Consider the following 23,773-nt stretch of genomic DNA (forward strand, 5'->3'; position numbering starts at 1 on the left):
GATGTCCCGTGGAGAACGTGTGGCGACGGTGCCGCGTCCTAGAGGCTGCGCTTCTTGAGTGACTCGACCGCGAAGTCGGCGGCGCGGGCCGTGAGCGCCATGTAGGTGAGCGACGGGTTCTGGCACCCGGACGACGCCATGCAGCTCCCGTCGGTGACGAAGACGTTGGGCGCGTCCCACACCTGGTTCCACTTGTTGAGGACCGAGTTCTTCGGACTGGTCCCCATGCGCGCCGTCCCCATCTCGTGGATCCCCATCCCCGGCCAGTAGCCGTTGTCGTACGGCTTCACGTCCTTCACGCCCGCCGCCTCGAGCATCTCCGCCATGTCGGCGGTCATGTCCTTGCGCATCTGCTCCTCGTTCCCGCCGATCGCGCAGTCGATCTTGAGCACCGGCAAGCCCCACTTGTCCTGCCTGGCGTGGTCGAGCGACACCCGGTTCGAGCGGTCGGGGAGCATCTCGCCGAACGCGGTCGCGCCGATCGTCCATCCGCCGGGTTGCGCCATGAGGTCCTTGAACGCCCCCCCGACCCCGAGCTCGGCGACCGCACGCCCCCACCCCTCACGACTGGCGCTCCCCTGGTAGCCGAAGCCGCGCAGGTACGGGCGCTTGTCGCGGCCGATGTTGCGAAAGCGCGGAATGTAGAAGCCCGTCGGGCGCCGACCGTAGTAGTACTTGTCGTCCAGCCCCTCCAGCCTCCCGGAGGCCCCGAGGCGGAAGTGGTGATCCATCAGGTTGCGCCCTAACTCTCCAGAGCTGCTCCCCAGGCCGCCGGGCCACACGTCGGTCGCCGAGCGCAGGAGGAGCCACGTGGAGTTGAGCGTGGAGGCGCAGAGGAAGACGACCTTCGACTCGAAGTCGGTGACCTGGTTCGAGATCGCATCGAGGACGCGCACTCCCGTGGCACGCCGGGCATCCTTGTCGTAGATCACCTCGGTCACGATCGACCAGGGCTTGAGCGTCAGCCGACCGGTGGCCATCGCCGCGGGGAGCGTGGACGACTGGGTGCTGAAGTAGCCGCCGTACGGGCACCCCAGCCAGCAGGCGTTGCGGTACTGGCACGGGTTGCGCCCCGGGAGCGGCTGCGTGAGGTTCGCCACCCGCCCCGGGATGAGGCGACGCGCGCCATCGAACGCCTTGAGAAGCCTGCCGGCCACCAGCTCCTCGCCGCAGTTGAGCGGCATGGGGGGCTGGAACGCCCCGTCGGGAAGCTGCGGCAGCCCCTCCAGCGAACCGGAGATCCCGGCGAACTTCTCGACCTTGTCGTACCAGGGGGCAAGCTCCGCATAACGAACGGGCCAGTCGGTCCCGATCCCCTCCCTGGCGTTGGCCTCCAGGTCCATCTCGCTCAGGCGATAGCTCTGCCGCCCCCACATGAGCGAGCGCCCGCCGACCTGGTAGCCGCGATACCAGTCGAAGCGCCGGACCTCGGTGTACGGTGACTCCTCCTCGTCGACCCAGAAGTCGAGGTTCGTCTCGTTGAGGGGGTAGTCGCGCTTGAGGACGGGGTAGTGCTCGACCATCGCCTGCGTGCGGCGTCCGCGATGCGGATACTCCCAGGGCCCCTTGCGGGCGTTCACGTAGTCCTTGATGTGCTCCACGTTCCGTCCACGCTCGAGCAGGAGCACGCGCAACCCCTTCTCGGTCAGCTCCTTCGCGGCCCATCCGCCGGAAATGCCCGACCCGACGACGATCGCATCGAACTGCGTCTCTTGCACCATGCCCTCCTCGTCTTCTCGTCTTCTCGTCTTCTCGTGCTCAGCTCGCAAAGAGCCGAAGGTCCGTCCCGACGGCGTCCGAAATCTCCATGCACGCCTGGAGGTCGGGGTGCCGGACGACGACATAGCCGTCGGACACCAGCGTCAGCACCCAGTTGCGCCGCTCCGTTCCCACGGGGAGGAGGTCGATGTGCACGATGTGCTCGCCGTAGCGCTCGAGGAGGTGCTGGAGTCCCTCGACCCGCGTGATGCGCCCCTGCCCCTGGGCGCGCTTGAAGATGTTGCAGGCGTTGTACTTGCGCACCGTGGACTGGGAGAACGTCCCCTTCAGCTCGGCCTCGGCGTACCCCATGAACAGGTCGATGTCGCCCACGAAGTTCATGAGGTCGACCGTGTGGGCGCCGGGGGGGCGGGCCGCGATCTCCCCGAAGACCGCCTCGCCCTTCGACGTCCAGAAGTACTCCATGTGCGTGAAGCCCGTCTGGAACCCCATCGCCTGCAGCACCGCCCTGCCTAACGCGATTCCCCCGGCCACGGGCGCCGGCGTCAGGTCGCGCAGCGCCAGCGTCTGCGGCGAGATCCACTCGTGCGAGCGCGCGATGAGCGGATTGGGGCGGTAATAGCACACGTTCTCGTACTGCACCTCACCGTCGATGCAGATGGTGTCGTACGTGTACTCGTCGCCCTCGATGAACTCCTCGACGTTCACCTCGTCGTATCCCTTCACCTTCGCCAACTCGGCCTCGAGCTCGGCCATCGATCCCGCGCGAAACGTGTCCATCGATCCCGCGCCGGCAATCGGCTTCACGATCACCGGGAAGCCGATCGCGGCCGCGGCCTCCTTCACCTGGGCCATGCTGGTGGCCGCGGCATGACGCGCTGTCCGGATCCCGGCGCGCGTGATGACCTGCTTCATGAGATCCTTGTTGCGGAAGGTCGTCGCTTGCTCGACCCCCTGCCCCGGGGCGCCCAGCGCCTGGCGCAGCTTCGCCGCCAGCACCACCCCGGGCTCCCACATGCAGACGACGCGGTCGATCGTCGCACGCCCGACCGACTGCACCACCTGCCGCACCACGGCATCCTCGTCGGTGAAGTCGGCGACCTGCAGGTAGCCGGCGAGGTGCTCACGCGTGAGTGACGGGAGGTCCTGGTGGGCCACGTCGCTCAACCCGTAGACCTTGGCACCGTGCACCGCGAGCGCGCGGCAGAAGTACGGCATCTCGCCGGGATATCCCGGGGCCAGCATGATGACATTCATTGACTAGGAGAAGACGAGAAGACGAGAGGACGAGAAGACGAGATGGACACGGGGCGTCAGGCGACTTCGACGCGGATCGTGCTGACCAGCTTCAGGACAGCCCGCTCGACGGTGGCGGTGTCGGGGTGCCTGACGATGACCCAACCGTCGCCCTCGTAGCTGGTCGAGGGCGTGGCGCCGATGACGGGGGTCTTCGCGGCGACGATGAGCGAGCCCAGTTCGCGGTTCACCTCGTCGACGCCGTGAACCGCCACGATCCGCCCCTCTCCCTGACCGCGAAGGAAGGCGGCACCCGCGGCGTACTTCCGCGCCGGCGGCTCGAACTCGCCGAAGATCATGACCCTGGCCCAGGCCTGCACGGTGTCGAAGTCGTGGGCATACGACATGAGCTGCGTGATCTGCGCACCCGGGGGGCGCGCCGCGACCTCGCTGATCGCGATGCTGCCGTCGCTGCGGCGGAACCACTCCAGGTGCGTGATCCCCGTGCGCATCCCCAACACCGTGAGGGCGCGCCGCGCCGCCGAGCGGATGTCGTCGTACTGCGCATCGTCGACCTCGCGCGGCAACACGAGCGACCACTGGATCCATGGGTTCTGCAGGACGGTGAGCGGCGTGGGATAGTAGCGCGTGAGCGAGTGCCACACGTGGCGGCCGTCCACCGAGATGGTCTCGAACGAATGCTCCTCGCCCTGGACGAACTCCTCGAGGAGCACCGGCTGCTCGAGCGTCGGGGGCGTGGCCCGCAACGCCGAGACGAGCGCCGGCATGTCATCGACACGAAAGGTCGAGAGCGCCCCCGCGCCGGCAGGCGGCTTCACCACGACGGGGAAGCCGCTTGCCTCGGCGAAGGCGATCGCGTCGTCCATCGACCCTGCAAGGCGGTGGCGCGCGCACGGAAGCCCTGCGCCGCGCAGGAGGGTCTTCATGCGCGCCTTGTCGCGGAAATTGTTGGCGGCCTCCACGCTCATCCCCTCGATGCCCAGCCGCTGCCGCGCCCCGGCCAGCGGGACCTGCAGCTGCTCGTAGGCGCCGAACAGGCGGTGGATGGGGCCGAACATCCGCGACAGCCCCTCCGCCGCCCACGTGAGCTGCGTGACGTCCAGGACGTTCTCCACCCTCCAGTGCGCCACGCGCCCCTGCAGGTGCAGCAGGCGCTCCGCCCCGTCGTGCGTGATGACCGCCAGGTGCACATCGGGGAGCCCCGCCGCCGCCTCCACCATGCGGAAGGCATTCTCGCTCAGGATGGGGGCGACGAAGATGACGAAGGGCATCGCACGACAGGACGGGAGGGCGGGAAGACGAGTGACGCACTCGCCCCCGGCTTTCCCGTACAAGGTGACGTCGAGGCCGGGAGTCGGCTAGGTTCGGGACCCGGGCGATCTCCGCGTGGGGCGCCGTGGGCCCGCGATGGACCGGCGCCGGCGGGCCTCAGATCTGGAAAATGTCGTTGGCCGCCGCGTTCGACTGCGTGTTCATCGGCTGGTGCACCACCACCGATCCGGCAGCGACCGAGCGCGTGAGCCAGACGTTCCCCCCGATCACGCTCCCGGCGCCGATCACGGTGCGCCCGCCGAGTACCGTGGCATTGGCGTACAGGATCACGTCGTCGCCGATGGTGGGGTGGCGCTTGGCGCTGGCCAGCCCCTTCTCCACCGACAGGGCGCCTAACGTCACCCCCTGGTAGATCCGCACCCGCACGCCGACGGTCGCCGTCTCGCCGATCACGATACCGGTCCCGTGATCGATGGCGAAGGGGACGCCGATGGTCGCCCCGGGGTGGATGTCGATCCCGGTGCGCATGTGCGCGTGCTCGGTGATGAGCCGCGGCAGGAGCGGGATGCCCAGGGACCGGATCCGGTTGGCCAGGCGGTAGCAGGCGACGGCATGGAAGCCGGGATACGCGAGGATCACCTCCTCCACCGACGTCGCCGCCGGGTCGGAGGCGACGAGGAAGTGCGCGTCGGCCAGGAGCGCCTCACGCAGCGCGGGGAGCGAGTCCATGAACGCGCGCCCCGCCGTCGCCCCGTCGGCGTCGATGGACACCTCGACGGTGTGCGTGATCCCGGGCCCGGCCTGGTGCGCGAGGAAGTCGGCAAACAGCGCCGGTGCCTCCTCGGCGATCAACGCCAGCTCGCGGTCCAGCGCCGCGCGCGCGCCGTCGAGGCGAGGGGCGAAGTGCGGGAAGAGGAAGGCGAGGATCCCGTCGGCGAACGAGCCGGCGCGCGCGTTGGCCCGCGGCGGGAGGTTGTACGATGCGCGCTCCCGGCAGAGCTCGTCGAGCCAGGTTGCCATGGTGCCGCTGGCCAGCGGGTCGTTGGGGGGCATGGGGACTCCATCCGTCTGGAAGCCTGTGGTCGAGCGGGTGATGCCTGATGAATACCGCCGGCCGCGCGGAAGGTCCGCGCGGCCATTCGTCAGCCGACGGATGGCTCGAAGCCCAGCCGGTCCCTGAATGGGGCGAGCGCCTCGCGCCGTGCCGCAGTCGCCTCCTGCCAGATCGTCCAGAAGACCGTCTGCACGTCGAAGGGGATGTTGGTCTCCAACTGTTCGAACAGGTCGAAGAGCGCGTCGGCCACGTCGAGCGCCTCGGGGGAGTGATCCCCCGACAGCTGGGCGACGGCGCGCAGGAGGGCGACGACGATCACCCCGCGCAGCGACTCCTCGCCCGAGGCGAGTCGCTCCATCTCGTCGGGCGTCAGGCAGCGTGGAAGGAGCTGCCGCCGCAGCTGGTGGCGAATGGCGCGGCGCGGGCGCTCGGGGAAGTCGGCCAGCGGGATGCGCCAGATGCGCGCATCCTCGTCTTCCATGTCGGTCACGTCGCAGGTGATCTCGCTCGCACGGCGGTCGACCACGGCCACGCGGAAGCGGCGCGCCCTCCCCGTATCTCGCGAGGTCACGGTGACGCGGTCGCCGGTGATCTCGGCGAAGACGGCGTTGGCCGACAGGTGCCCATCGGGTTCGACGCCGAGGGCCACGAGGGCGGCGGCGGCCGCGGCCGTGCGGGCCGCGGCGTCGGGGCCGCTCGTCAGGCGCTGGTAGACGTCCTCCCCCGTCCCCGTGGCCGGATCGTTGCTCTTCGCCAGCCGCAACGTCGCGCGCAGCTTCGCCTCGAGGCGGGGCGCCTCGCCGCTCAGGGCGATGGCGCGGGCGGCGTAGCGCAATACCTGCTGCGGCTCGAGTCCGCCGATGTCGTCGAAGAACCAGGCGCAGGAGGTGAACATGCGGAGCGCGTCCCGCTCCATCTCCAGCAACTCGGCGGCGCGGTGCTGGTCGCCGTGCGAGGCATCCGCCAGCCGCAACGCGGTGAAGGCGTGGCGCGCATCGGCATCGCGGCTCACCGCCTCGCCATAGGCGTCGCGCACCGCCCACACGTCGCCCCACAGCGGGGCCCCGTCACGCACAAAGATGGCGTGCAGCTCCGCCGAGAGGGCATTCAGCCCGTCGCGCAGCGGGGTGCGCCACGCCTGGCTGGGGTAGCGCACCCCGTCCAGCCGGCAACCGCAATCCGAGCGCCACCGCTCCACACCGTGGGCGCAGCTCCACGTCGTGGGGGCGACCAGTGCCACGTCGTGCGTCGCGGGATGCCGGGCGAGGAACGAGGCGAAGTTCTCCACCCGCACCCCTTCGTGCGCCAGGAGCTCCACGACGCGGGCCAGCGCCATCTCGGCGAACTTGTGGTGATGTCCGTACGTCTCGCCATCGGTCGCCATCGCGACCAGGTGAGGCGTCTCGTCGCCAGGCGCGCGCCGTGCCCCGAACGGAGGGTCGTCGGGCAACGCCGCGTCGGGCGCGACCGCGAGGATCTCTCGTGCCCAGTGGGTCGCATCGCCCACCAGGCCGCCGAAGGCGATCCCGTGCGACAGGTCGCCGTGGTACGTGCAGAGGGCGATCGTCCGTCCGTTCGCCGTGGTGTAGCGCCCCGGCAGGCCGTTGGGCGGGCGCTGCGTCACCTGGTACGGGGCGACAATGGTGAAGCGGATCCCTTCCTGCGCCAGGACGTCCAGCGTCTCGTCGTCGACCGCGGTCTCGGGAAGCCAGAACCCCTCCGGGTCGCGCCCGAACCGCCGTCGGAAGTCGGTGATCCCCCACCGTACCTCGGTCACCTTGTCGCGGCGCGAGGCGAGCGGAAGGATGACGTGATGGTAGGGATGGGCCAGGGCGTTGCCGTGCCCCCCTAAGCGCCGACAGCTTTCCCGATCGGCGGCGAGGATGGCGCGATACGTCGTCGGGGAGGCCTGTTCGAGCCACGTGAACAGCGTTGGCCCCACGTTGAACGACAGCCGCTCGAGCGTGTTGACGATCCGCGCGATCCGCCCCTGCCCCCCCGCGACGCGCGCCGCGACCACCGCGCGGTAGCACTCGCGCTCGATGCGGTCGTTCCAGTCATGGTACGGGGCCGCCGACGCCTCGGCCTCGATCTCGTCGAAGAACGGGTGCTCGCGCGGCGGCTGGTAGAAGTGGCCGTGGATGACGACGGAGCGCATGGCCTGGCCTCACCCGATGGTGGCGTACGCGTGGTCGCGGCGTGCTGGCACCAGCGCGGCCGCGATGGCCGGGACGATGCCGGGGAAGACGGCATCCCGCAGGTGCAACGCGCGGGCCAGCGCACGCCCGACCCGCGCCTCGCTCCCGCCGAGGACGCGGCGCAGGGCGCCCAGCAGCTCGCGCGTCTCCCCCGCGTGCGTGTGCACGCGCCGCGTGGCGTAGTCGGCCACCTCGCCGGTGGAAACGATGAAGGGCCAGTCGCTCGACTGCAGCAGGAGAAGCGAGCGCGCCGCCTGGGCGAGGAGCTCGTGGGTCCCGTCGCGCTCGAGTGCCGTGGGCGCGAGGGCCCAGAACTCCTCTTCCAGTTCCCAGATCAGGGGCCAGATCCACTGCACCCGGTCGTTGAGCCACATCTCCAGGTCGCCGTTGCGCCCCCAGCTCCCGCGCGCCAGTCGCGTCGCGGCAGGGGCGCCATGACGATCCAGGTGCGCCGACGCCGTCGCGGCGCGCACCCCCGGATGGTGCGGCAGCTCCGCGTACAGGTCACCGAGGAAGTCAGGGCCCTCGAACCACCAGTGGCCGAAGAGTTCGGTGTCGAACGGGGCGGCAATCACCCGATCGCCGACGCCGCACCCGTCCGCGATCGCCGCGAGCGTCGCGGCGAAGTCACGCGCGTGCGCGCGCGCCGTCAGTCGTGCCGCCACGGGGTCGTAGGGCGCCTTGTCTCCCAGTCCTGACGCGCGCGACGTCACCCCCCACAATCGGAGCCCTCCGGGCCAGCGGAGCTTGTGGAACTCCAGGTAGGCGCCGTCGCCGGGGTATCCGTGGCCGCGGCTCCAGACGGCGAGCGTGGCGCGCGGGTCCCGCACCAGGGCGGCGACGTCGACGGGGGCGCCGGCTCCCGTCACCCGGTACGCCCGGTGCGGTGACTGTCGCCCGGCCGCGTCGGGCGCGGCGGGATCCGGGAGGTGGGCCGATTCGCCGGCGAACAGTTCGCCGTAGATGCCCAGCGGCGCCCCGGCGTTCGCCATGTGCGCGTCGACGAAGAAGTAGCGGTAGCCCGCCTCGGCCAGGTGCTCCTCGATCCCGCGGCGCACCCCGGCGTTCGGGGCACCCGGGAGCGGTGACCACATCCCTCGCGGGCGGTAGGCGCACTCGGGGAGCCAGCACCCGGCGGGGTCGCTCCCGAAGAGCCGCCGGTGCTCGCCGCGCCCCACCAACAGCTGCAACCGGATCGACTCGTCGCGGGCGAGGAGCGGAAGGATGGCGTGCGTCGCCGCCGACGAGGTGAGCTCGAGGCGCCCCGCCCCCTGGAGCCGCCGGAACTCGCCGATGAGGTCGCCCCCGAGCTCGTCACGAAGGGTGCGCAGTTGCCCGAGCCGCCGCTCCCAGAACGCGACCAGCGGGAGCAAGGGCGCCTCGGGTGTCCCGGCCATCGCCGACGCGGTCTCGGCGCAGGCCGCGAGGCGCTGGGCGATGTAGCGATCGAGTTCGGCCGCGAAGGCGGGATGCGCCAGCTGGTTGGCGAGGACCGGGGTGACCCCGAGGGTGACCGGGGCCTGGACGTCGCCACGCTCGAGCTGCCGGAGCTTTCCCGCCAGCGGGAGGTACGCCCCCAGCGCCGCCTCGCACAGCCAGTCGCTCCCGTGGGGCCAGCGTCCGTGGTTGAGCACGTACGGGAGGTGCGAGTGCAGCATCAGGACGAAGTCCACCGGGCGGGAGGACAACGCCTAACGTCTCCAGCGCGGCGAGGCGATGGCGCGCCGGTACAGTTCGCGATACCTCGCCTCCGACTTCTCCCAGCCGAAGTCCCGCCCCATCGCCTCCTTCATCATCGCCGTCCAGACGTGCGGGTGCAGGTAGTGGTCGATGGCCCGGGCGCAGGCGGCGATGAAGTCGGCCTGGGTGTAGTCGTCGAAGAGGAAGCCGGTGACGTTGTCTTCGATGGTGTCGGCGAGCCCCCCCACCTTGCGCGCCACCGGCAGCGTCCCGTAGCGCTGGGCGCGCATCTGCGTGAGCCCGCACGGCTCGTACTGCGACGGCATCACGATCATGTCGGCGCCGGCCAGGAGGCGGTGTTCCTGCTCCACCGTGAAGTCGGTCTGGACCCCGATGCGCCCGGGGACCAGCGCCCCCAGCTCCTCCAGGATGTCGACGTAGCGCCGTTCCCCCTGCCCCAGGAAGATGAACTGGGCGTCGAGCGAGAGGAACCGCGGGCTGCCGAGGATCAGGTCGAGCCCCTTCTGCGCCACCATGCGCGCGCTCATCCCGATGACCGGCGTCGTGGGGCGCTCCGGAAGACCAAAGATGCGCTGCAGCGCCGCCTTGTTCTGCTTCTTGGGCGAGAGGCGGCCACGCGTGTAGGTGTGGGCGATGAGCGGGTCGGTCGCCGGGTTCCAGTCGACGGTGTCGATCCCGTTGAGGATCCCGACGAACCGGTCCCGCATGGCGACGAAGTGCTCGTGCAGCCCGAAGCCGCCCTTCGCGGTCCGGAGCTCGTGCGCATGGGTGGGGCTCACGGTCGTCGCCATGTCGGCGCAGGCGAGCCCCCCCTTGAGCATGTTCATGCGCCCGTACCACTCGAACATGTCGATGTTGTAGAACTCCCACGGGAGCCCCGCGTCGGCCATGGACTGCGGCGGGAAGTGCCCCTGGTAGCCGGCGTTGTGCACCGTGATCACCGACCAGGTGTTGCGGAAGAACTCGCTCCCCACGTCATACGCCCGGAGGTAGGCCGGGGCCAGCGCCGTGTGCCAGTCGTGGCAGTGCATCATCACCGGCGCCCGGGCGATCATGGGGAGGGCGTTGAGCGAAGCGAGGGCAAAGTGCGCCCACCGCCGGTCGTTGTCGCCGTAATCGCCGCGGGCATCGCCGTAGATCCCCTCGCGCCCGAAGTAGTAGTCGTTGGCCAGGAAGTACACGCGGGGAATCCCGTGGCCGGCGCGCTCCCGCACCCCTTTCGACTCGAACAGCTGCGCCGACTCGGCGCGCGGCCCCACCTGCACCGTGTACGGTGCGCTGGCCGGGACCAGGTCACCCACCACCTCGCGCACCTGCCGGTAGAGCGGCATGATGATCGCGACCTCGAGCCCCGCCCGCACCTGCGCCTTGGCGAGGTTGGCGACCGCTTCGCCCAGCCCTCCTGTGCGGGCAAATGGCGCGAGCTCGGCCACCACGTGCACGATGGTGACCGCCTCTCCGCCAGCCGCAACCAGCGGATACGCGCGCGCCGGCGCGGGGCGCTTCGCCGAACGCTTCGGCGTGCCACCGCCCGCGTCGTCCCCCGGCGTCCGCGGACGCCGTTTCGCCGCCGCGGGCGCCCCCTGCTCCGCACTTCGCTTGCGCGCTGCCATCCCCTACCTCATCCGATCGGTGGATCGTCGCCCTGCACCTCCCCGTGCATCGCGGGGGCGTAATACGCGTTGGCGTAGTTCTGGACCATGCGTCGCGACGTGAACCGCTGCCCGGCCACCCGGATCGCGTGCTTCATCTTCTGGATCCACCCGTGCGGCAGCCCGCGCTCGTCCCGCTCGTAGTACAGCGGCACCACCTGCTCCTCCAGGAGCGAGTAGAATCGCTCGGCATCCCACTCGTCAGGCGTGGCCCGCGACGACGCCGGCGGAATGGCCCAGCCGTTCAGTCCATCGTACCCCTCGTGCCACCACCCGTCGAGGGTCGACAGCTGCGGCACGCCATTCAGCGCCGCCTTCATCCCGCTCGTTCCGCTGGCCTCCATCGGCACGCGCGGGAGGTTCAGCCAGACATCGACCCCCTGCACGAGGCGATGCGCGAGGTGCAGGTCGTAGTCCTCGATGAACGCCACCCGCCCTTCGAGCTGCGGGTCGCGGGTGAAGCCGTACACGGTGCGCAGGACCTCCTTGCCCGGCGTGTCGGCCGGGTGCGCCTTGCCGGCGAAGATGAGCTGCACCGCGCGCGTGTTGTCCACGAGGAGCGCGCGCAACCGCTCGACGTTCGAGAAGACGAGGTCGGCCCGCTTGTACGTCGCAAAGCGGCGGGCGAAACCGATCGTCAGCGCGTTCGGATTGAGCAGCGTCCCCGCCCCGACCACGTGCGTGGCCTCCTTCCAGTGCCGCGCCCACCGCCTCCGCGCCTGCTCGCGCACGAAGTTCAGGAGCTCGGTCTTGAGCGCGAGGTGCGTCGACCAGAGGCGATGGTCGTCCAGCTCCAGCACCTCTTCCCACATCGCCGGATCCTCGACGCGACTCCCCCACTGGTGGCCGAAGTGATGGTCGAAGAGCTCCATCATCTCCTTCGACATCCACGTGGCCTTGTGCACGCCGTTCGTCACGTGGCCGATCGGCACCCGACCCACGTCGCGATCGGGCCACAGCGGCGCCCAGATCTGGCGCGAGACCTCGCCATGCCGCCGGGCCACCCCGTTCACGTATCTCGACAGGCGCAACGCACAGACGGTCATGTGGAAGCGCCCGTGCTCCTCCGTGGGGTGCTGCCCGATCCCGAGGAACTGCTCGCGCGAGATCTGCATCTCGTCCCACATCGCCCCAGCGCACTGCTCCACCTGGTCGAAGGAGAAGGTGTCGTGGCCGGCCGGCACGGGGGTGTGCGTGGTGAAGATGCTCGAGGCGCGCACCTGCGCGACCGCCTCCTCGTACGAGTGCCCCGCGACGACCAGCTCCCGCAGCCGCTCGACGTGCATGAAGGCGGCATGCCCCTCGTTGGCGTGCCAGGCCGCGGGCGAGTATCCGAGGGCGCGCAGCACGCGCACCCCGCCCACGCCAAGGATCCACTCCTGCCGGAGCCGCACGTCGGGTCCTCCGGTGTACAGCCTTGAGGTCAGCTCACGATCGGCAGGATCGTTCTGCTCGAGATCCGAATCGAGGAGGATGACCGGGACGCGCCCGACGTTCATCCGCCACGCGGCAAGGTGGATGTCGCGACCAAAGGTCGGCAGCGCAGCCAGCCACGGATCCCTGCCCGGCAGCGCCACCCGCTCGAGCGGCGTGTTGACCACGTCGAAGCGCTCTTCCGAATCCTCCTGCCAGCCGTCCAGGCGGAGCTTCTGGTCGAAGTACCCGTTCTTGTAGTACAGTCCCACGCCGATGAGCGGGACCCCCAGGTCGGACGACGACTTGCAGTGGTCGCCGGCCAGCACGCCGAGCCCTCCCGAATAGATCGGGACGGAGTTGTGGAGCCCGAACTCCGCGCAGAAATACGCGATCGTCTTGCCGCGCTGCGACTGGTGGTGGGTGCTGAACCAGGTGTCGTCGAACGACTGGTCACGCCGGAAGTCCTGCATGACCCGGTCGTACAGGTCCAGGAACTGCGGCTCGCGCGCAAGCTTGCTCAAGCGAGCCGGCTCGACGCGCCGAAGGACGGCGATGGGATTGTGCCGCGTGAGGTGCCAGAGCGGTTCGTCGATCATCGAGAACAGCTGCCGGGCGGCACGGCTCCAGCTCCACGACAGGTTCGTGGCAACGGCCCCGAGCCCTTCGATCCGCTCGGGGAGGTACGGGATCTTGTCGCGATCAACAGACATGGCTGGCAACATAGCGAGGCCCGGCAGCGAGCCGAAACCGCTCCGCTGGTCACGCCACGCGCCGGCGCAGGTACCCCATCTGGTCGGCCGCGAGCGGTGCGCGACGGGCGGCAACCATGAGCTGCCGCTCAGGCCTCGGCTCCCAGGTGCACTCGCCGCTCTACCTCCGCGAACCTGTCGCGCGCCACAGGGTCGCTCCCCAGCAGCGACACGACGATCCCCACCGCGAACGAGAGCGGGATGGTGATCAACGCCGGGTTCTTGAGGGGGAACAGCGCGCTTTCCGCCTCGAGGATGTCGACCTGGACGGTGGGCGACAGGTAGATGAGGAGAAGGGTCGAGATCGTCCCGACCAGCATGCTCGTCACGACGCCACGCGTGGTGCACCCGCGCCAGAAGATGGAGAGGAGGAGCGCCGGGAAGTTGGCGCTGGCAGCGATGGCGAAGGCCAGCGAGACCATGAAGGCGACGTTCTGCCCCTTGAAGGTGATCCCGAGGAAGACGGCGATGATCCCGAGGGCAACGGTCGCGATGCGGGCCACCCGGAGCTGCTCGATGGGGGTCGCCTCGCCCTTTCGGGCGACGCTCACCCAGAGGTCGTGCGAGAGCGCCGCCGCCCCCGACAGGGTGAGGCCGGCGACCACGGCGAGGATGGTGGCAAAGGCCACGGCGGCGATGAAGCCGAGGAAGGGCGTCCCCCCCAACGTCTCGGCCAACAGCGGAGCCGCCATGTTCCCCCCCTTGTCCACCGCCAGGATCGTCTCGGGGGTGACGAGGACCATCGCACCGAAGCCGAGGATGAAGGTCATGAGGTAGAAGAAGCCGATGAGCCCCGTGGCGTAGAAGACCGACTTCCGTGCGGCCTGGGCATCGGGCACGGTGTAGAACCGCATGAGGATGTGGGGAAGCCCGGCCGTCCCGAACATCAGCGCCATTCCGAGTGAAACGGCATCCCAGGGGTTGGAAACGAGCCTTCCTGGCGCCAGTACCGCGTCACCATAGCGTGATGCCGCCGCACTGAAGAGGGAAAGCGGGCTGAAGTTGAACTCGGCCAACACCATAAATGCGAGGATGGTCGCCCCCCCCAGCAGGAGGACCGCCTTCACGATCTGCACCCACGTGGTCGCGATCATCCCGCCGAACAGGACGTAGGCGATCATCGCGGCTCCCACCACCACGATGGCCGTCTCGTAGCTGAGGCCGAACATCAGCTTGATCAGCCCGCCGGCGCCGACCATCTGGGCGATCAGGTAGAAGATCACCGTCGCCAGCGTCCCGAGCGCGGCGGCGATACGGACGGGCGTCTGGCGCAGCCGCGCGGCGACGACGTCGGCGAAGGTGTATTTCCCGAGGTTCCGCAGCGGCTCGGCGATGAGGAAGAGGACCACGGGCCAGCCGACCAGCCATCCGGTCGAGTAGATCAGCCCATCGAATCCGGTGGTCGACACCAGCCCCGCGATCCCCAGGAACGAGGCCGCGGACATGTAATCGCCCGCGAGGGCGAAGCCGTTCTGCCCCGCCGAGATGACGCGCCCCGCCGCGTAGAAATCCTCGGTGGTGCGGGTACGCCTGGCCGCCCAGTAGGTGATGCCGAGGGTGAGCGCGATGAAGACGAAGAAGAAGGCCATCGCGACGGAGTTGGGCTCGCCGATGGCCGTGGCGTGCGCCGCCGAGTCGGCAGGCGCAACCCCCGCCCGCAGCAGCGCATGGAGGGCAATGCTCATCGGCTGATCTCCGAGAGCTCGCGATCGTAGTGCGTATTGGCCCAGCGCACGTACACCCAGGTGAGGAGCCAGCTCACGACGATCACCAGCGCGCCGAGGAGGATCCCCAGGCTCAGCCCCGGCGCGACCAGCGTTCCCATCAGCGCCTTGTCGAAGGCGATGAGGAGGATGAAGCCGAAATAGAGGACGATCATCGCCACGGTGAGCGAGATCGCGAAGCGGGTGCGCCGGGCCGCGAGGGCGCGGAGGCGGGCATCACTCATGAGAAGTCGAGAAGACGAGAGGACGAGAAGACGAGAAGACGAGAAGACGAGAAGACGAGACGGGCGGGGCCAACGTGGGGGCAGGGGGCGAGAGGGGCAAGGTGGCGAGGGGGGGAGGTGGCGAGGGGCAGGGGTGTCGCGATGCGCGCCACTCCCCCCTCGTCATCCGCGCCCCCGCCCTGCATGTTATCCGCCGCCTTCAGGAGGCTCCGTTTACCCCGTGTGGATCATCAGATGAGCGGATCGGCGCTGGCGCCGGTGCAGGCGACGTTTCGGGCAGTGGCGGAGACGGTCGTGCCCGAGATGGCGTCGCTGACACCGGACGCGTGGCGGGAAGTCGAAGCGGTGGTCGAAGCGGCGCTGGCCTCGCGCCCCGAGGCGATGCGCCGCCAGCTGGTGGCGTTCCTCCGGATCATCGAGCTTCTCCCGCTCCTCAGGCGCTTCCGCCGGTTCTCGCACCTGACCCCGCAGCAGCGCACCGCCGTCCTCCACGGGCTCGAGTCGTCGCGCCACCTCCTGGTCCGACGCGGATTCTGGGGGGTGCGGACCCTGGTCTTCATGGGGTACTACACGCGCGAAGACGTGCAGGGGGCGCTGGGCTATCGCGCGCACGCCGACGGATGGAGCGCGCGGCGCACGACCGGAGAGATGCGGGCCGTCGCAACCGAGCCATTCGACGAGGAGTCGCGTGACCCCTGACCGCCGCCTCACAGCATTGGCAAGTCGACGGTCGGAATTCGCCCGGGGGACGACGTGCTGACCCGTGAATACGACATCGTCGTCATCGGCTCGGGGGCGGGAGGCGGGACGGTCGCGCAGGAGCTCGCCCCGATGGTCGCGCAGGGGGTGCGCATCCTGGTGCTCGAGCAGGGGCCGCGCCTGGGCGATCACGAGTTCACCGGGCGGGAGATCGACATGTCCGGGGCGCTGTACGAGGATGGGGGCGGCTTCCTCACGGCCGACGGGACGATGACGCTCGCCTTCGGGCGCGCCTACGGGGGGTCGACGGTGGTGTACACGGGGACCACGCTGATCGCGCCCGACCGTGTCATCCGCGAGTGGTGCGTCCCCGGGCTCGAGCACGCCGACATCGAGCGGCGTTCGCAGAAGTTCATGGCCCAGAACGACGTCCACTACCTCCCACGCGTCCTCCTCAACGACAACAACAGGCTCTTCGTGACGGGGTGCACGCGCGTGGGGGCCAAGGCGGAGCAGTTCCCGCTCAACCTCCGGGGGTGCAAGGGGTCGTCGCTCTGCAACCTGGGGTGCCCCAACGCGGCCAAGATGGGGACGCACCGCGTCCAGCTGCCTAACGCCGAGCGACAGGGGGTGGAGGTGGTGACGCGCGCGCAGGCGCTGCGGCTCGAGGAAGGGGGCGTGGTGGTCCGCGTGCACCCCGTTGCCCCTGGCGAAAAGGGCGCCCCGTCGGAGTGGGCGCCGGGCGACTATCGCATCTCCGCCCGGACGATCGTCTCCTGCGGGGGGAGCATCGGGAGCAGCGCGCTCCTCCTCCGCTCCGAGGCCACGAAGCACCTCCCGCGCCTCGGCGAGCGCTTCACCTGCCACCCCGCGCACATCCTGGTGGCCGAGCACGAGCGCGCCATCACCAACGACGTCGGGCACCCCAAGAGCTACTACCTGGACCGTGCCGAGCACGAAGGATACGTGCTCGAGACGTGCATGTACTTCCCCTTCATCACCGCCAAGAACCTCACCGGCTTCGGCGCCGACCACAGCACGTTGATGCGCGCCTTTCCGCGCCTGCAGATGATCCTCGTCCTGGCGTGCGACAAGGCGGTCGCGGGGAACCGGATCACCGTCGACGCGGCGGGAAAGGCGGTCGTGCACTACACCTTCACCCCCGCCGTCATTCGATCGCTGGTGTCGGCGACGAGGATGAGCGCGCGCATCTTCTTCGCGGCTGGGGCCCGCCGGGTGCACGCCCCGTCGGCCGATCCGCCGCTCATCGAGCGCGAGAACGCGTACAAGCTCGCCGACCTCATCACCGAGGAGCACTTCCTCCCAGGGCGCATCTCGATCTCGGCGGCCCACCTCATGGGTGGGTGCGCCATGGGACCCGAGGGGAGCGGCGTCACCGACTCACGTGGCCGCGTCTACGGCGTGCCGTGGCTCCGCGTCGCCGACAGCTCGCTCTTCCCCGACTCGGTCGAGATCAACCCGTACCAGACGGTGATGGCCCTCGCCGACCGCGTCGCCGAGGGGATCCGGCAGGACTGGACGCGGTAGCGCCCGCCCCACGCCGGTCCGCCGCGGGCGCCGCGGGCGCCGCGGGCGCCGCGGGCGCCGCGGGCGCCGATCAGTGGTGCGAGCCGCCGCGCGCCAGCTGCAAGTGGTGCACCGTGTGATGCTCGCCCAGCGTCATGATCCCGATGAAGCCGAGCCCGCGCAACTCGGCGACGCGCGCGGGATCGCGCGTGGTGACGGTCCATCGCATCCCGCCGGGGATCGTGTCGGCCACACCCGCCAGCCCCTCCGCCGCGAGCATGGGGGCATGGGCCGTGATCATCCGGCGGATGGCGTCGCGCGCGCGCCCCGTCCCGGTCACGTCCACGCGCACCCCACCGGCGACGTTGGTCGCACTCACCGTCGAACGGAGCGTGACCTCGTTCATGTCGAGGAGGTGCTGCCGCAACGCCTCGAGGTTCACCGTGGACCAGTCGGTCGCGGGGTCGGCACGCAGGATCCTCACGACCTCGGCGATGGCGCCGAAGGCGTCCTGTCCCGGGAGCGTCGCCGCACGCAGCCCCTGCGTCGAGTCACCGGCACCTGGCCTGGCCGCATGGGCGGCATGGTCGGCGTGCTGCGCGCGAAGCGGCAGGACGAGGAGCGCGAGGGCGGCCGCGCCTGCGATCAGCTGGAAGCGGAGTGAACGTGACATGAGGGAGATCGACAGAGGGAGTGCCACAGAGGGAGTGCCACAGAGGGAGCTGCCGCGCGTGTCGCGGTCGCTGCACGATGTTTGTCACATCACGGGTGCGCACGGTGCACCGGCGCGCCGTAGTCGCCCGAGGCGATGACCTCGAGGGCATGCACTGGCCCGAGGTACGCGTAGGTCCACGCCTCGCACCGGTCGCCAGAGGCGAGCGCGGCGGTCACCTTGCGGCGCCGGAACCCTCCGCCTTCATAGTCGTCGAGCGAATGCAGGATGGCGTCGGCGCGCCCGGCCGGGAGCTCGTACAGCTCGCCATGGACCGCCCCCTCTCCCGCGAGTACGAGCCCGGGATACCAGGCCACCGCGTACAGCGTCCCCGCCACGGTGGCGCCGCCAACAAAGGCGGCATCGACGAGCAGCGGGTGCGCGACCTGCTCGGCGTTGCGCCGAAGCGAGCCGTAGACGAAGAGCCGAACCGCCGACATGACCTTCTCCCATTCCTGCGGTAATACGGCAAGTTCTCCCGGCACCGGCGCCCGCGCCAGCTGGCGTCTGTTACCGTCTGCTGGCACCTGCGGCACCTGCTGGCACCTGCTGACCGACGCGCATCGCCGCCGTCGCCCCGCGCTCGTCCCGGGATCGCGCGCCTACGGCTTGCACCCCTCCGTGCGCCTCGTGTCGGCGATCGAGACGATCTTCCACGCGCCGTCGTCGCCGCGCACCAGGAGGAAGTGGTCGATGCCGCAGTGCGAGAACTTGTCGCCCACATACAGGGCGTAGTCCACCCACACCGACGCCAGCGGACCGTCGATCTCGATCTTCGGGTTCCAGATCCGCTCGTCCAGCGGCGCCGGTCGCGGCGTCCCGATCGCCTTCACGAACCCGTCGATCGCCGGGTCGACCCGCAGGCGCAACTTCCCGTCCGGCCCGTTGGCCGCGGTCATCATGCGGGTCTGCGGATGGAAGACGCTGCGGACCACGGCCGAGTCGCCGGCCCGCATCCCGTCGAAGAGGCGTTGCACCACCGCCATGACGTCGGACGAGGCATTGGACGCCTGCGCGCGGGCCGACGCAGGTGCAAGAAGCGCGGCGGCGAGCAGGAAGGGAGGGACGAATCGGCGCATGCGGGGCGGCATTCGGCGTTAGGCGTGAGGGTAAGCGCGGGCGCCGCGGCGCGCGGCGGGACGTCAACGGCCGGGAGGTCAGCGCCCGGCGAGTGAATGATGCCGCCGTACGGGGATGCCGCGCGAGGGCGCGGCGGACGAAACGCGCCCCCGCGGTGACCAGCCCGCTACGCGCGGCGTTGGTACGTCCCCATGAGTTCGGCGCCGGCGAGGACGTGCCCCTCCATCGCCGCCAGGAGCCGCGCCTTGGTCGGCTCGGCGAGCTTCCCGATCACGGTGTCGAGCGCGTAGAGCTTGTGGAAGTAGCGGTGACGCCCGATGGGCGGGCAGGGGCCGCCGTATCCCTTGCGGTGCGAATCGTTCACGCCGACGTGCGTCCCCTTCGGGAGCCCGGCGTCGCTCACCCCCTCGGGGAGTGCGGTGGCATCGGGCGGGATGTCCCATAGCACCCAGTGCACCCAGGTTCGCTTGGGAGCCGCGGGATCGGGGGCATCGGGATCGTCGACGATCAGCGCGAGGCTCCGCGTCCCGTCGGGGATTCCGCTCCACGCGAGCGGAGGAGAGCGGTCGTCGCCGTCGCAGGTGTGGCGGGGCGGGATGGCGCCGCCGTTGGCGAAGGACGGCGAGGTGAGGATGAGCGTCATCGGTCGGTGCTCAGGAACTCGTGGACGCTGGCCGCGAGCCGCTCGATGGGGACGCGCTCGAACGGGTGCGGCGTCCGCGGGAGCACCTCGAGCTCGGCGTCCGCGAGCCAGCCACGCGCGCGCACGCACTCCTCCACCGACACCGTGGCATCGCGGTCCCCGACGATGAGCCGCACGGGATGACGTATGGCGCGCAGCGTCTCCTCGGTCAACGGGGCATTCTCCCCCATCCATGTCATCATCTCCGCCGTGGCTCCGAGCAGCTCCTCCCACCCGATGGCGACGTGCGTCGCGGCCAGTCGTTCGGCGAAGGCGGGGACCTTGGCACGGATGGTGGCGGGGTCGAGCATCTCGACCTCGCGCGACGCCCCTCCAACCGTCCAGTGCAGCTTGGTCGCCAGCGTCACGATCCGCCGCACGCGCTCCGGATGGTGCCGGGCAAGCCAGAGGGCGACGTAACCGCCCAGGCTGTAACCGAAGAAGTCCGCCGTCGAGATCCCGGCACCATCCATCTGGACCAGGATCGCTTCTGCCAGCCGGTCCACGCGGAGGACGCCTTCCGACGGGAGCGCCGTGGCGCCATGCCCTGCGAGCTCCAGCGGGTGCGCGTCCCGGTCAGGTGCAAGCCTGGCGGCCAGCGGCGCGAGCTGCGCGCGCGAGCCGAGCGCGCCGTGCAGGAGGATGGTGGGCAGCATCCGGTGCCCGGTCGATCGTGTCAGCGCCTGCCGACCGGAGCGAGCGCCTCGGGAACAGGGGAACGCTCGTCGCGCACCTCGTCACCCACGCTGGGGCGCAGCTGTGCAGACGGGGTCACGGCCATGATCCCGAGCCGCGTGACCGTGGTGACGAGGGGAATGCCGAGCCCGGTCCCGGCGAGGACGAGGTTGCCGGCGAGGATGCGCCCGGTCCACCTGTTCACCAGGCTCCGGTCTCGTGTGACCACCACCGCGACGACCGCCGCCCCATTGAGCAGGACGAAGGCGCCGAGCGAGAGGGTGAAGGCACCCGAGCCGATTCGCGCGAGCCATTCGAGGAGCGCGGTTTCCATGCGACATCTCCCACTGCGGGGGACGGCTGGTCCATGCTGGGGTTTGGGGGCAAGGCCAGCCATCCGTCGAAGGGATGCGCTACGCTACCACTTACCAGCCGAGTCCGCGAGAGGGACGCCCCGACGCGGCGCGGATGCGTTTCCTGGCCTCGCGTGCACTCTCGCCGGCGAGGCGAGAGGCCCCTTCCACGGAGCCCAGCGTCACCGTCCCGACCACCCGGATGACGGGCGCCCACGGATCGGGGACGACGGAGGCGTCCGGCGTGAACTCGACCGACGAGGCAAAGCCGTCGACCTCCATCTCCACGCGAACGCCCGGCGGGAAGAGCAGCTCGACCGATCCCAGGATCACGCGCAGGTCGATCTCCGATCGCCCTTCGGGAATCCGGGCCTCCCGCAAGTCGACGATCGCGCTCCCCATGATGCAGGCGATGCGCAGGTGGCGCGGCATCTCCCAGTCGCCCTTGCGCTCGTGGGAGCTCAGGAACGAGGCCAACCCCCCGCGCTCACGCGCCTGCGGCGATGGGACGACACGATGTCGGTCCAGGGGAGGGGGCGGGGGCGAGGTCATGATTCGCGGGGTGTTTCGGCGACGGAGGGCGTACCCGTCGCCTCGGGGAGAAAGCCAAGGGCGGCGATGACGCGCTCGAGCGCCGTCGCATCGGGAACGGTCCCTTGCGCCAGGCGCGCGCTCCCGCCTCCTCGCCCGCCGACGGCAGCGAGGGCCGCCTTGAGCGCCTGTCCCGCGTCGACGCCGCTGTCGTCGGAGGCCGCCACCAGGATCGCCGGTGGCGTCGTGACCGCCGCGGCGACGACCGCCCTGGGGAGTGCGGCGAAGGCGAGGGCGAACGCGCGCGACGCATCGACCTTCCCCTGCGCCTGGCGTTGCAGGTGGCGGCGATTGCCATCGGCGCCGGGGGCGGCGGCGGCATGACGGTCACGCGCGCGCCACGCGCCCAGCTCGTCGTCCAGGCGCTTGCGCTCGTTCTGCAGCAGCCGCAACTGCTCGCCCTGCGCCGTCACGATCGTCGCCAGTTCGTCGATGCTGCACGACAGCCCACTGGCCATGCGCGCCAGGGCGTCGTGATCCGCGCGCGCCCGGGCGATGGCGCGCGTCCCGCACAGGAACTCGATGCGCGTCGCCTGCCGCACCCGTTCCACGCGCCGGAGGAGGATCGGCCCGATCTCCCCGGTGGCGCGCACATGCGTCCCGCCGCAGGCGCTCCGGTCCATTCCCTCGATCGTGACGACGCGGAGCGTGCCGGCGCGATCCGACGCCTTGCGCAGCCCCGTCGCCGCCGCCGCGTCCTCGAAGCCGATGGTGACCGGGCGGTTCCCCGTGACGGCGGCGTTGGCGAGCCGCTCGAGCTCGGCCAGCGCGGCCGGGGCGACCGCCTCCGTCGCCACGTCCAGCGTCGACGCCTCGGCGCCGAAATGGACGCTCAGCGTCTCCCAGCCGAAGTGGTCGGCACAAACTGCCGACAGCAGGTGCTGCCCGGTGTGCTGCTGCATGTGGTCCCAGCGGCGCGCCCAGTCCACCACGCCCTCGATCACGCCCTCGATCACGCCCTCGATCACGCCCTCGATCACGCCCTCGATCACGCCCTCGTCGACGTCGCCCGCGACCGGCGCCGCCATCACGTGCGCGACGCGCTCCCCCTCGTCGACGACGTCGGTGACCGCCACCCCCGCCAGCGTTCCCAGGTCGTGGGGCTGTCCGCCGGAGGTGGGGTAGAATGCCGACTGGTCGAGATAGAGGCGGCGCCCGCCGTCTTCCCGCGCGACGACCCGGGCCTCGAAGCGCGTGCGATAGGCATCGTCGTAGTACAGCCGGACGGTCATGGGGCGCCTAGCGAGTGGCGGGAGGGACGGGCGATTCCCCCGCCCGGCAGCGCACGCAGGTCATCGGCGCCCCGAAGGCGATGAGGAGCTTGCGCACGACGGAGCCATGGAGGTGCTTGGCGCAGAGGATGCGACGGCACTGCACGCAGACCCCGCCGGTGTTCACGGCGAAGGGGAGCTTGCACTCGTCGCACTCGGTCCTGAAGATCGACTTCTGGAAGATCGGCACGGGATCGCTCGCTGGCGTTCGTCGACTCCCGGAATCTATGGGGAGCGGAACACGAAGTAGACGGCGCCGAGGATGCAGAGTGACGCCCAGAGGTAGTCCAGCTTGAGCGGCTGCCTCATGTAGAGGAGCGCGAACGGGACGAAGACCGTGAGGGTGATCGCCTCCTGCAGGATCTTGAGCTGCGGGAGGGAGAGCACGGTGTAGCCGATGCGGTTGGCCGGCACCTGCAACAGGTACTCGAAGAGGGCGATCCCCCAGCTGGCGAGCGCCGCCACGTACCAGGCACGGGACCCGAGGTTCCGGAGGTGGGCGTACCAGGCGAACGTCATGAAGACGTTGGAGCAGGCCAGGAGGGCGACGGTGCGGACGATCGGCGTCATGGGCGGGGCGAAGTCGAGGGCGGGATCGGCGCCCCGAAGGCGCCAGCGCCCCTGGGGCGGAAGGGCGCCGGCGGGGGCATGACGCGGGCGCGGGCGCGGGGCGCGACCGGGAGGCGCCTGGGCCAACGACGCCACCGGCGCGCCCCGCGTGGGGCGCGCCGGTGCTGGCGCTGCTGGTCGTTCCGCAGGGGAGGGAGCTACCGGAAGGCGGGGGTCCGCATGACGCGGCATCCCTCGAACCGCGAGGAGCCGGAGGGAGCGCCGATGCACGGGGCGTCGACAGACGCCCGGCGCCGGGGCCGCCGGAGCATCACTTCTTCTGCGCCTCCTTGAGCCACTTCACCGCCGCCTTGAACGCCTTTTCCTTGCCGCCGTGGCCGGCGTCGCCGAAGAAGGCGCGGTGCTTGGGACGCCAGGCCCCTTCCTTGGTGCGGTGGTAGCCGACGCGGACGAAGTAACCATGCGTGCGAGTCGACTCCTGGTCGATGCGGCTGATCCCCGGCACCGAGGTGACGGCGCTCTTCCGCTTCGCGGCCGGCTTCTTGGCGGCCCTGGCGGGCGCCTTCTTCGCCGCCGCCTTCTTGGTTGCCTTCTTCGCTGCCATGTGAACCTGGGGCTGGGTGGCCGGTGCCTGACGAGCGCCGGTC

General features: G+C 70.3%; 23 protein-coding genes. 2 read left to right on the top strand and 21 right to left on the bottom strand.

The genetic code is table 11. The annotated features are described in order from the left end of the window. Window positions 1–38 precede the first annotated feature (38 nt). The 10 genes from ABS52_00795 to ABS52_00840 form a co-directional block, all read right to left on the bottom strand. A complete protein-coding gene (locus ABS52_00795; GenBank protein ODT05264.1) occupies window positions 39–1,721 on the bottom strand; it encodes a GMC family oxidoreductase in 1,683 nt (560 codons plus the stop codon). 37 nt (window positions 1,722–1,758) lie between these two features. Further along, window positions 1,759–2,976 carry a hypothetical protein gene (locus tag ABS52_00800; protein ID ODT05265.1) on the bottom strand — a complete coding sequence of 406 codons (1,218 nt, stop codon included), beginning with the start codon at window positions 2,974–2,976 and terminating at the stop codon, window positions 1,759–1,761. Window positions 2,977–3,032: 56 nt separating this feature from the next. Then, window positions 3,033–4,247, bottom strand: coding sequence for a hypothetical protein (locus ABS52_00805; GenBank protein ID ODT05266.1), 1,215 nt, complete (start codon window positions 4,245–4,247; stop codon window positions 3,033–3,035). Window positions 4,248–4,404: 157 nt separating this feature from the next. Next, window positions 4,405–5,301: a hypothetical protein gene (locus ABS52_00810; GenBank protein ID ODT05267.1), complete on the bottom strand. Its 897-nt coding sequence runs from the start codon at window positions 5,299–5,301 to the stop codon at window positions 4,405–4,407. An 89-nt stretch (window positions 5,302–5,390) separates the two neighbouring features. Next, entirely contained in the window at window positions 5,391–7,460 is a 2,070-nt protein-coding gene (locus ABS52_00815) for a hypothetical protein (GenBank protein ODT05268.1), read from the bottom strand. Between the two features lie 9 nt (window positions 7,461–7,469). Beyond that, window positions 7,470–9,173, bottom strand: coding sequence for a hypothetical protein (locus ABS52_00820; GenBank protein ODT05269.1), 1,704 nt, complete (start codon window positions 9,171–9,173; stop codon window positions 7,470–7,472). Between the two features lie 18 nt (window positions 9,174–9,191). After that, on the bottom strand, window positions 9,192–10,814 hold the full coding sequence (locus tag ABS52_00825; protein ID ODT05270.1) for a hypothetical protein: 1,623 nt from the start codon (window positions 10,812–10,814) through the stop codon (window positions 9,192–9,194). A gap of 8 nt (window positions 10,815–10,822) precedes the next feature. After that, window positions 10,823–12,979 carry a hypothetical protein gene (locus ABS52_00830; protein ID ODT05271.1) on the bottom strand — a complete coding sequence of 719 codons (2,157 nt, stop codon included), beginning with the start codon at window positions 12,977–12,979 and terminating at the stop codon, window positions 10,823–10,825. Window positions 12,980–13,107: 128 nt separating this feature from the next. Continuing rightward, the gene (locus ABS52_00835) at window positions 13,108–14,607 is read right to left on the bottom strand and encodes a cation acetate symporter (protein ODT05413.1); all 1,500 of its coding nucleotides are present in this window, start codon (window positions 14,605–14,607) and stop codon (window positions 13,108–13,110) included. 92 nt (window positions 14,608–14,699) lie between these two features. Further along, on the bottom strand, window positions 14,700–14,966 hold the full coding sequence (locus ABS52_00840) for a hypothetical protein (GenBank protein ID ODT05272.1): 267 nt from the start codon (window positions 14,964–14,966) through the stop codon (window positions 14,700–14,702). Window positions 14,967–15,200: 234 nt separating this feature from the next. Between ABS52_00840 and ABS52_00845 the strand changes: the two genes are divergently transcribed. Then, window positions 15,201–15,665, top strand: coding sequence for a hypothetical protein (locus tag ABS52_00845; GenBank protein ID ODT05273.1), 465 nt, complete (start codon window positions 15,201–15,203; stop codon window positions 15,663–15,665). Between the two features lie 54 nt (window positions 15,666–15,719). Further along, window positions 15,720–17,213, top strand: coding sequence for a hypothetical protein (locus tag ABS52_00850; GenBank protein ID ODT05274.1), 1,494 nt, complete (start codon window positions 15,720–15,722; stop codon window positions 17,211–17,213). Between the two features lie 70 nt (window positions 17,214–17,283). On the opposite strand, the gene ABS52_00855 is transcribed toward ABS52_00850, so the two are convergent. The 11 genes from ABS52_00855 to ABS52_00905 form a co-directional block, all read right to left on the bottom strand. Further along, window positions 17,284–17,670 carry a hypothetical protein gene (locus tag ABS52_00855; GenBank protein ID ODT05414.1) on the bottom strand — a complete coding sequence of 129 codons (387 nt, stop codon included), beginning with the start codon at window positions 17,668–17,670 and terminating at the stop codon, window positions 17,284–17,286. Between the two features lie 284 nt (window positions 17,671–17,954). Next, the gene (locus ABS52_00860; protein ODT05275.1) at window positions 17,955–18,344 is read right to left on the bottom strand and encodes a hypothetical protein; all 390 of its coding nucleotides are present in this window, start codon (window positions 18,342–18,344) and stop codon (window positions 17,955–17,957) included. A gap of 162 nt (window positions 18,345–18,506) precedes the next feature. Then, window positions 18,507–18,983 carry a hypothetical protein gene (locus tag ABS52_00865; GenBank protein ODT05276.1) on the bottom strand — a complete coding sequence of 159 codons (477 nt, stop codon included), beginning with the start codon at window positions 18,981–18,983 and terminating at the stop codon, window positions 18,507–18,509. A 167-nt stretch (window positions 18,984–19,150) separates the two neighbouring features. Then, the gene (locus ABS52_00870; protein ID ODT05277.1) at window positions 19,151–19,627 is read right to left on the bottom strand and encodes a phosphatidylethanolamine-binding protein; all 477 of its coding nucleotides are present in this window, start codon (window positions 19,625–19,627) and stop codon (window positions 19,151–19,153) included. Beyond that, on the bottom strand, window positions 19,624–20,322 hold the full coding sequence (locus tag ABS52_00875) for a hypothetical protein (protein ODT05278.1): 699 nt from the start codon (window positions 20,320–20,322) through the stop codon (window positions 19,624–19,626). The genes ABS52_00870 and ABS52_00875 overlap by 4 nt, the downstream gene beginning before the upstream one ends. Before the next feature lie 20 nt (window positions 20,323–20,342). Continuing rightward, the gene (locus tag ABS52_00880) at window positions 20,343–20,675 is read right to left on the bottom strand and encodes a hypothetical protein (GenBank protein ODT05279.1); all 333 of its coding nucleotides are present in this window, start codon (window positions 20,673–20,675) and stop codon (window positions 20,343–20,345) included. Between the two features lie 91 nt (window positions 20,676–20,766). Then, the gene (locus ABS52_00885) at window positions 20,767–21,171 is read right to left on the bottom strand and encodes a hypothetical protein (GenBank protein ID ODT05280.1); all 405 of its coding nucleotides are present in this window, start codon (window positions 21,169–21,171) and stop codon (window positions 20,767–20,769) included. A 71-nt stretch (window positions 21,172–21,242) separates the two neighbouring features. Next, window positions 21,243–22,517 carry a hypothetical protein gene (locus ABS52_00890; GenBank protein ODT05281.1) on the bottom strand — a complete coding sequence of 425 codons (1,275 nt, stop codon included), beginning with the start codon at window positions 22,515–22,517 and terminating at the stop codon, window positions 21,243–21,245. A gap of 7 nt (window positions 22,518–22,524) precedes the next feature. Continuing rightward, on the bottom strand, window positions 22,525–22,746 hold the full coding sequence (locus ABS52_00895) for a hypothetical protein (protein ODT05282.1): 222 nt from the start codon (window positions 22,744–22,746) through the stop codon (window positions 22,525–22,527). 35 nt (window positions 22,747–22,781) lie between these two features. Further along, window positions 22,782–23,126, bottom strand: coding sequence for a hypothetical protein (locus ABS52_00900; protein ID ODT05283.1), 345 nt, complete (start codon window positions 23,124–23,126; stop codon window positions 22,782–22,784). A gap of 310 nt (window positions 23,127–23,436) precedes the next feature. After that, window positions 23,437–23,631, bottom strand: coding sequence for a hypothetical protein (locus ABS52_00905; GenBank protein ODT05284.1), 195 nt, complete (start codon window positions 23,629–23,631; stop codon window positions 23,437–23,439). Between the last annotated feature and the right edge of the window lie 142 nt (window positions 23,632–23,773).

The organism is Gemmatimonadetes bacterium SCN 70-22, from assembly GCA_001724275.1.
Taxonomy (GTDB): Bacteria; Gemmatimonadota; Gemmatimonadetes; order Gemmatimonadales; family Gemmatimonadaceae; genus SCN-70-22.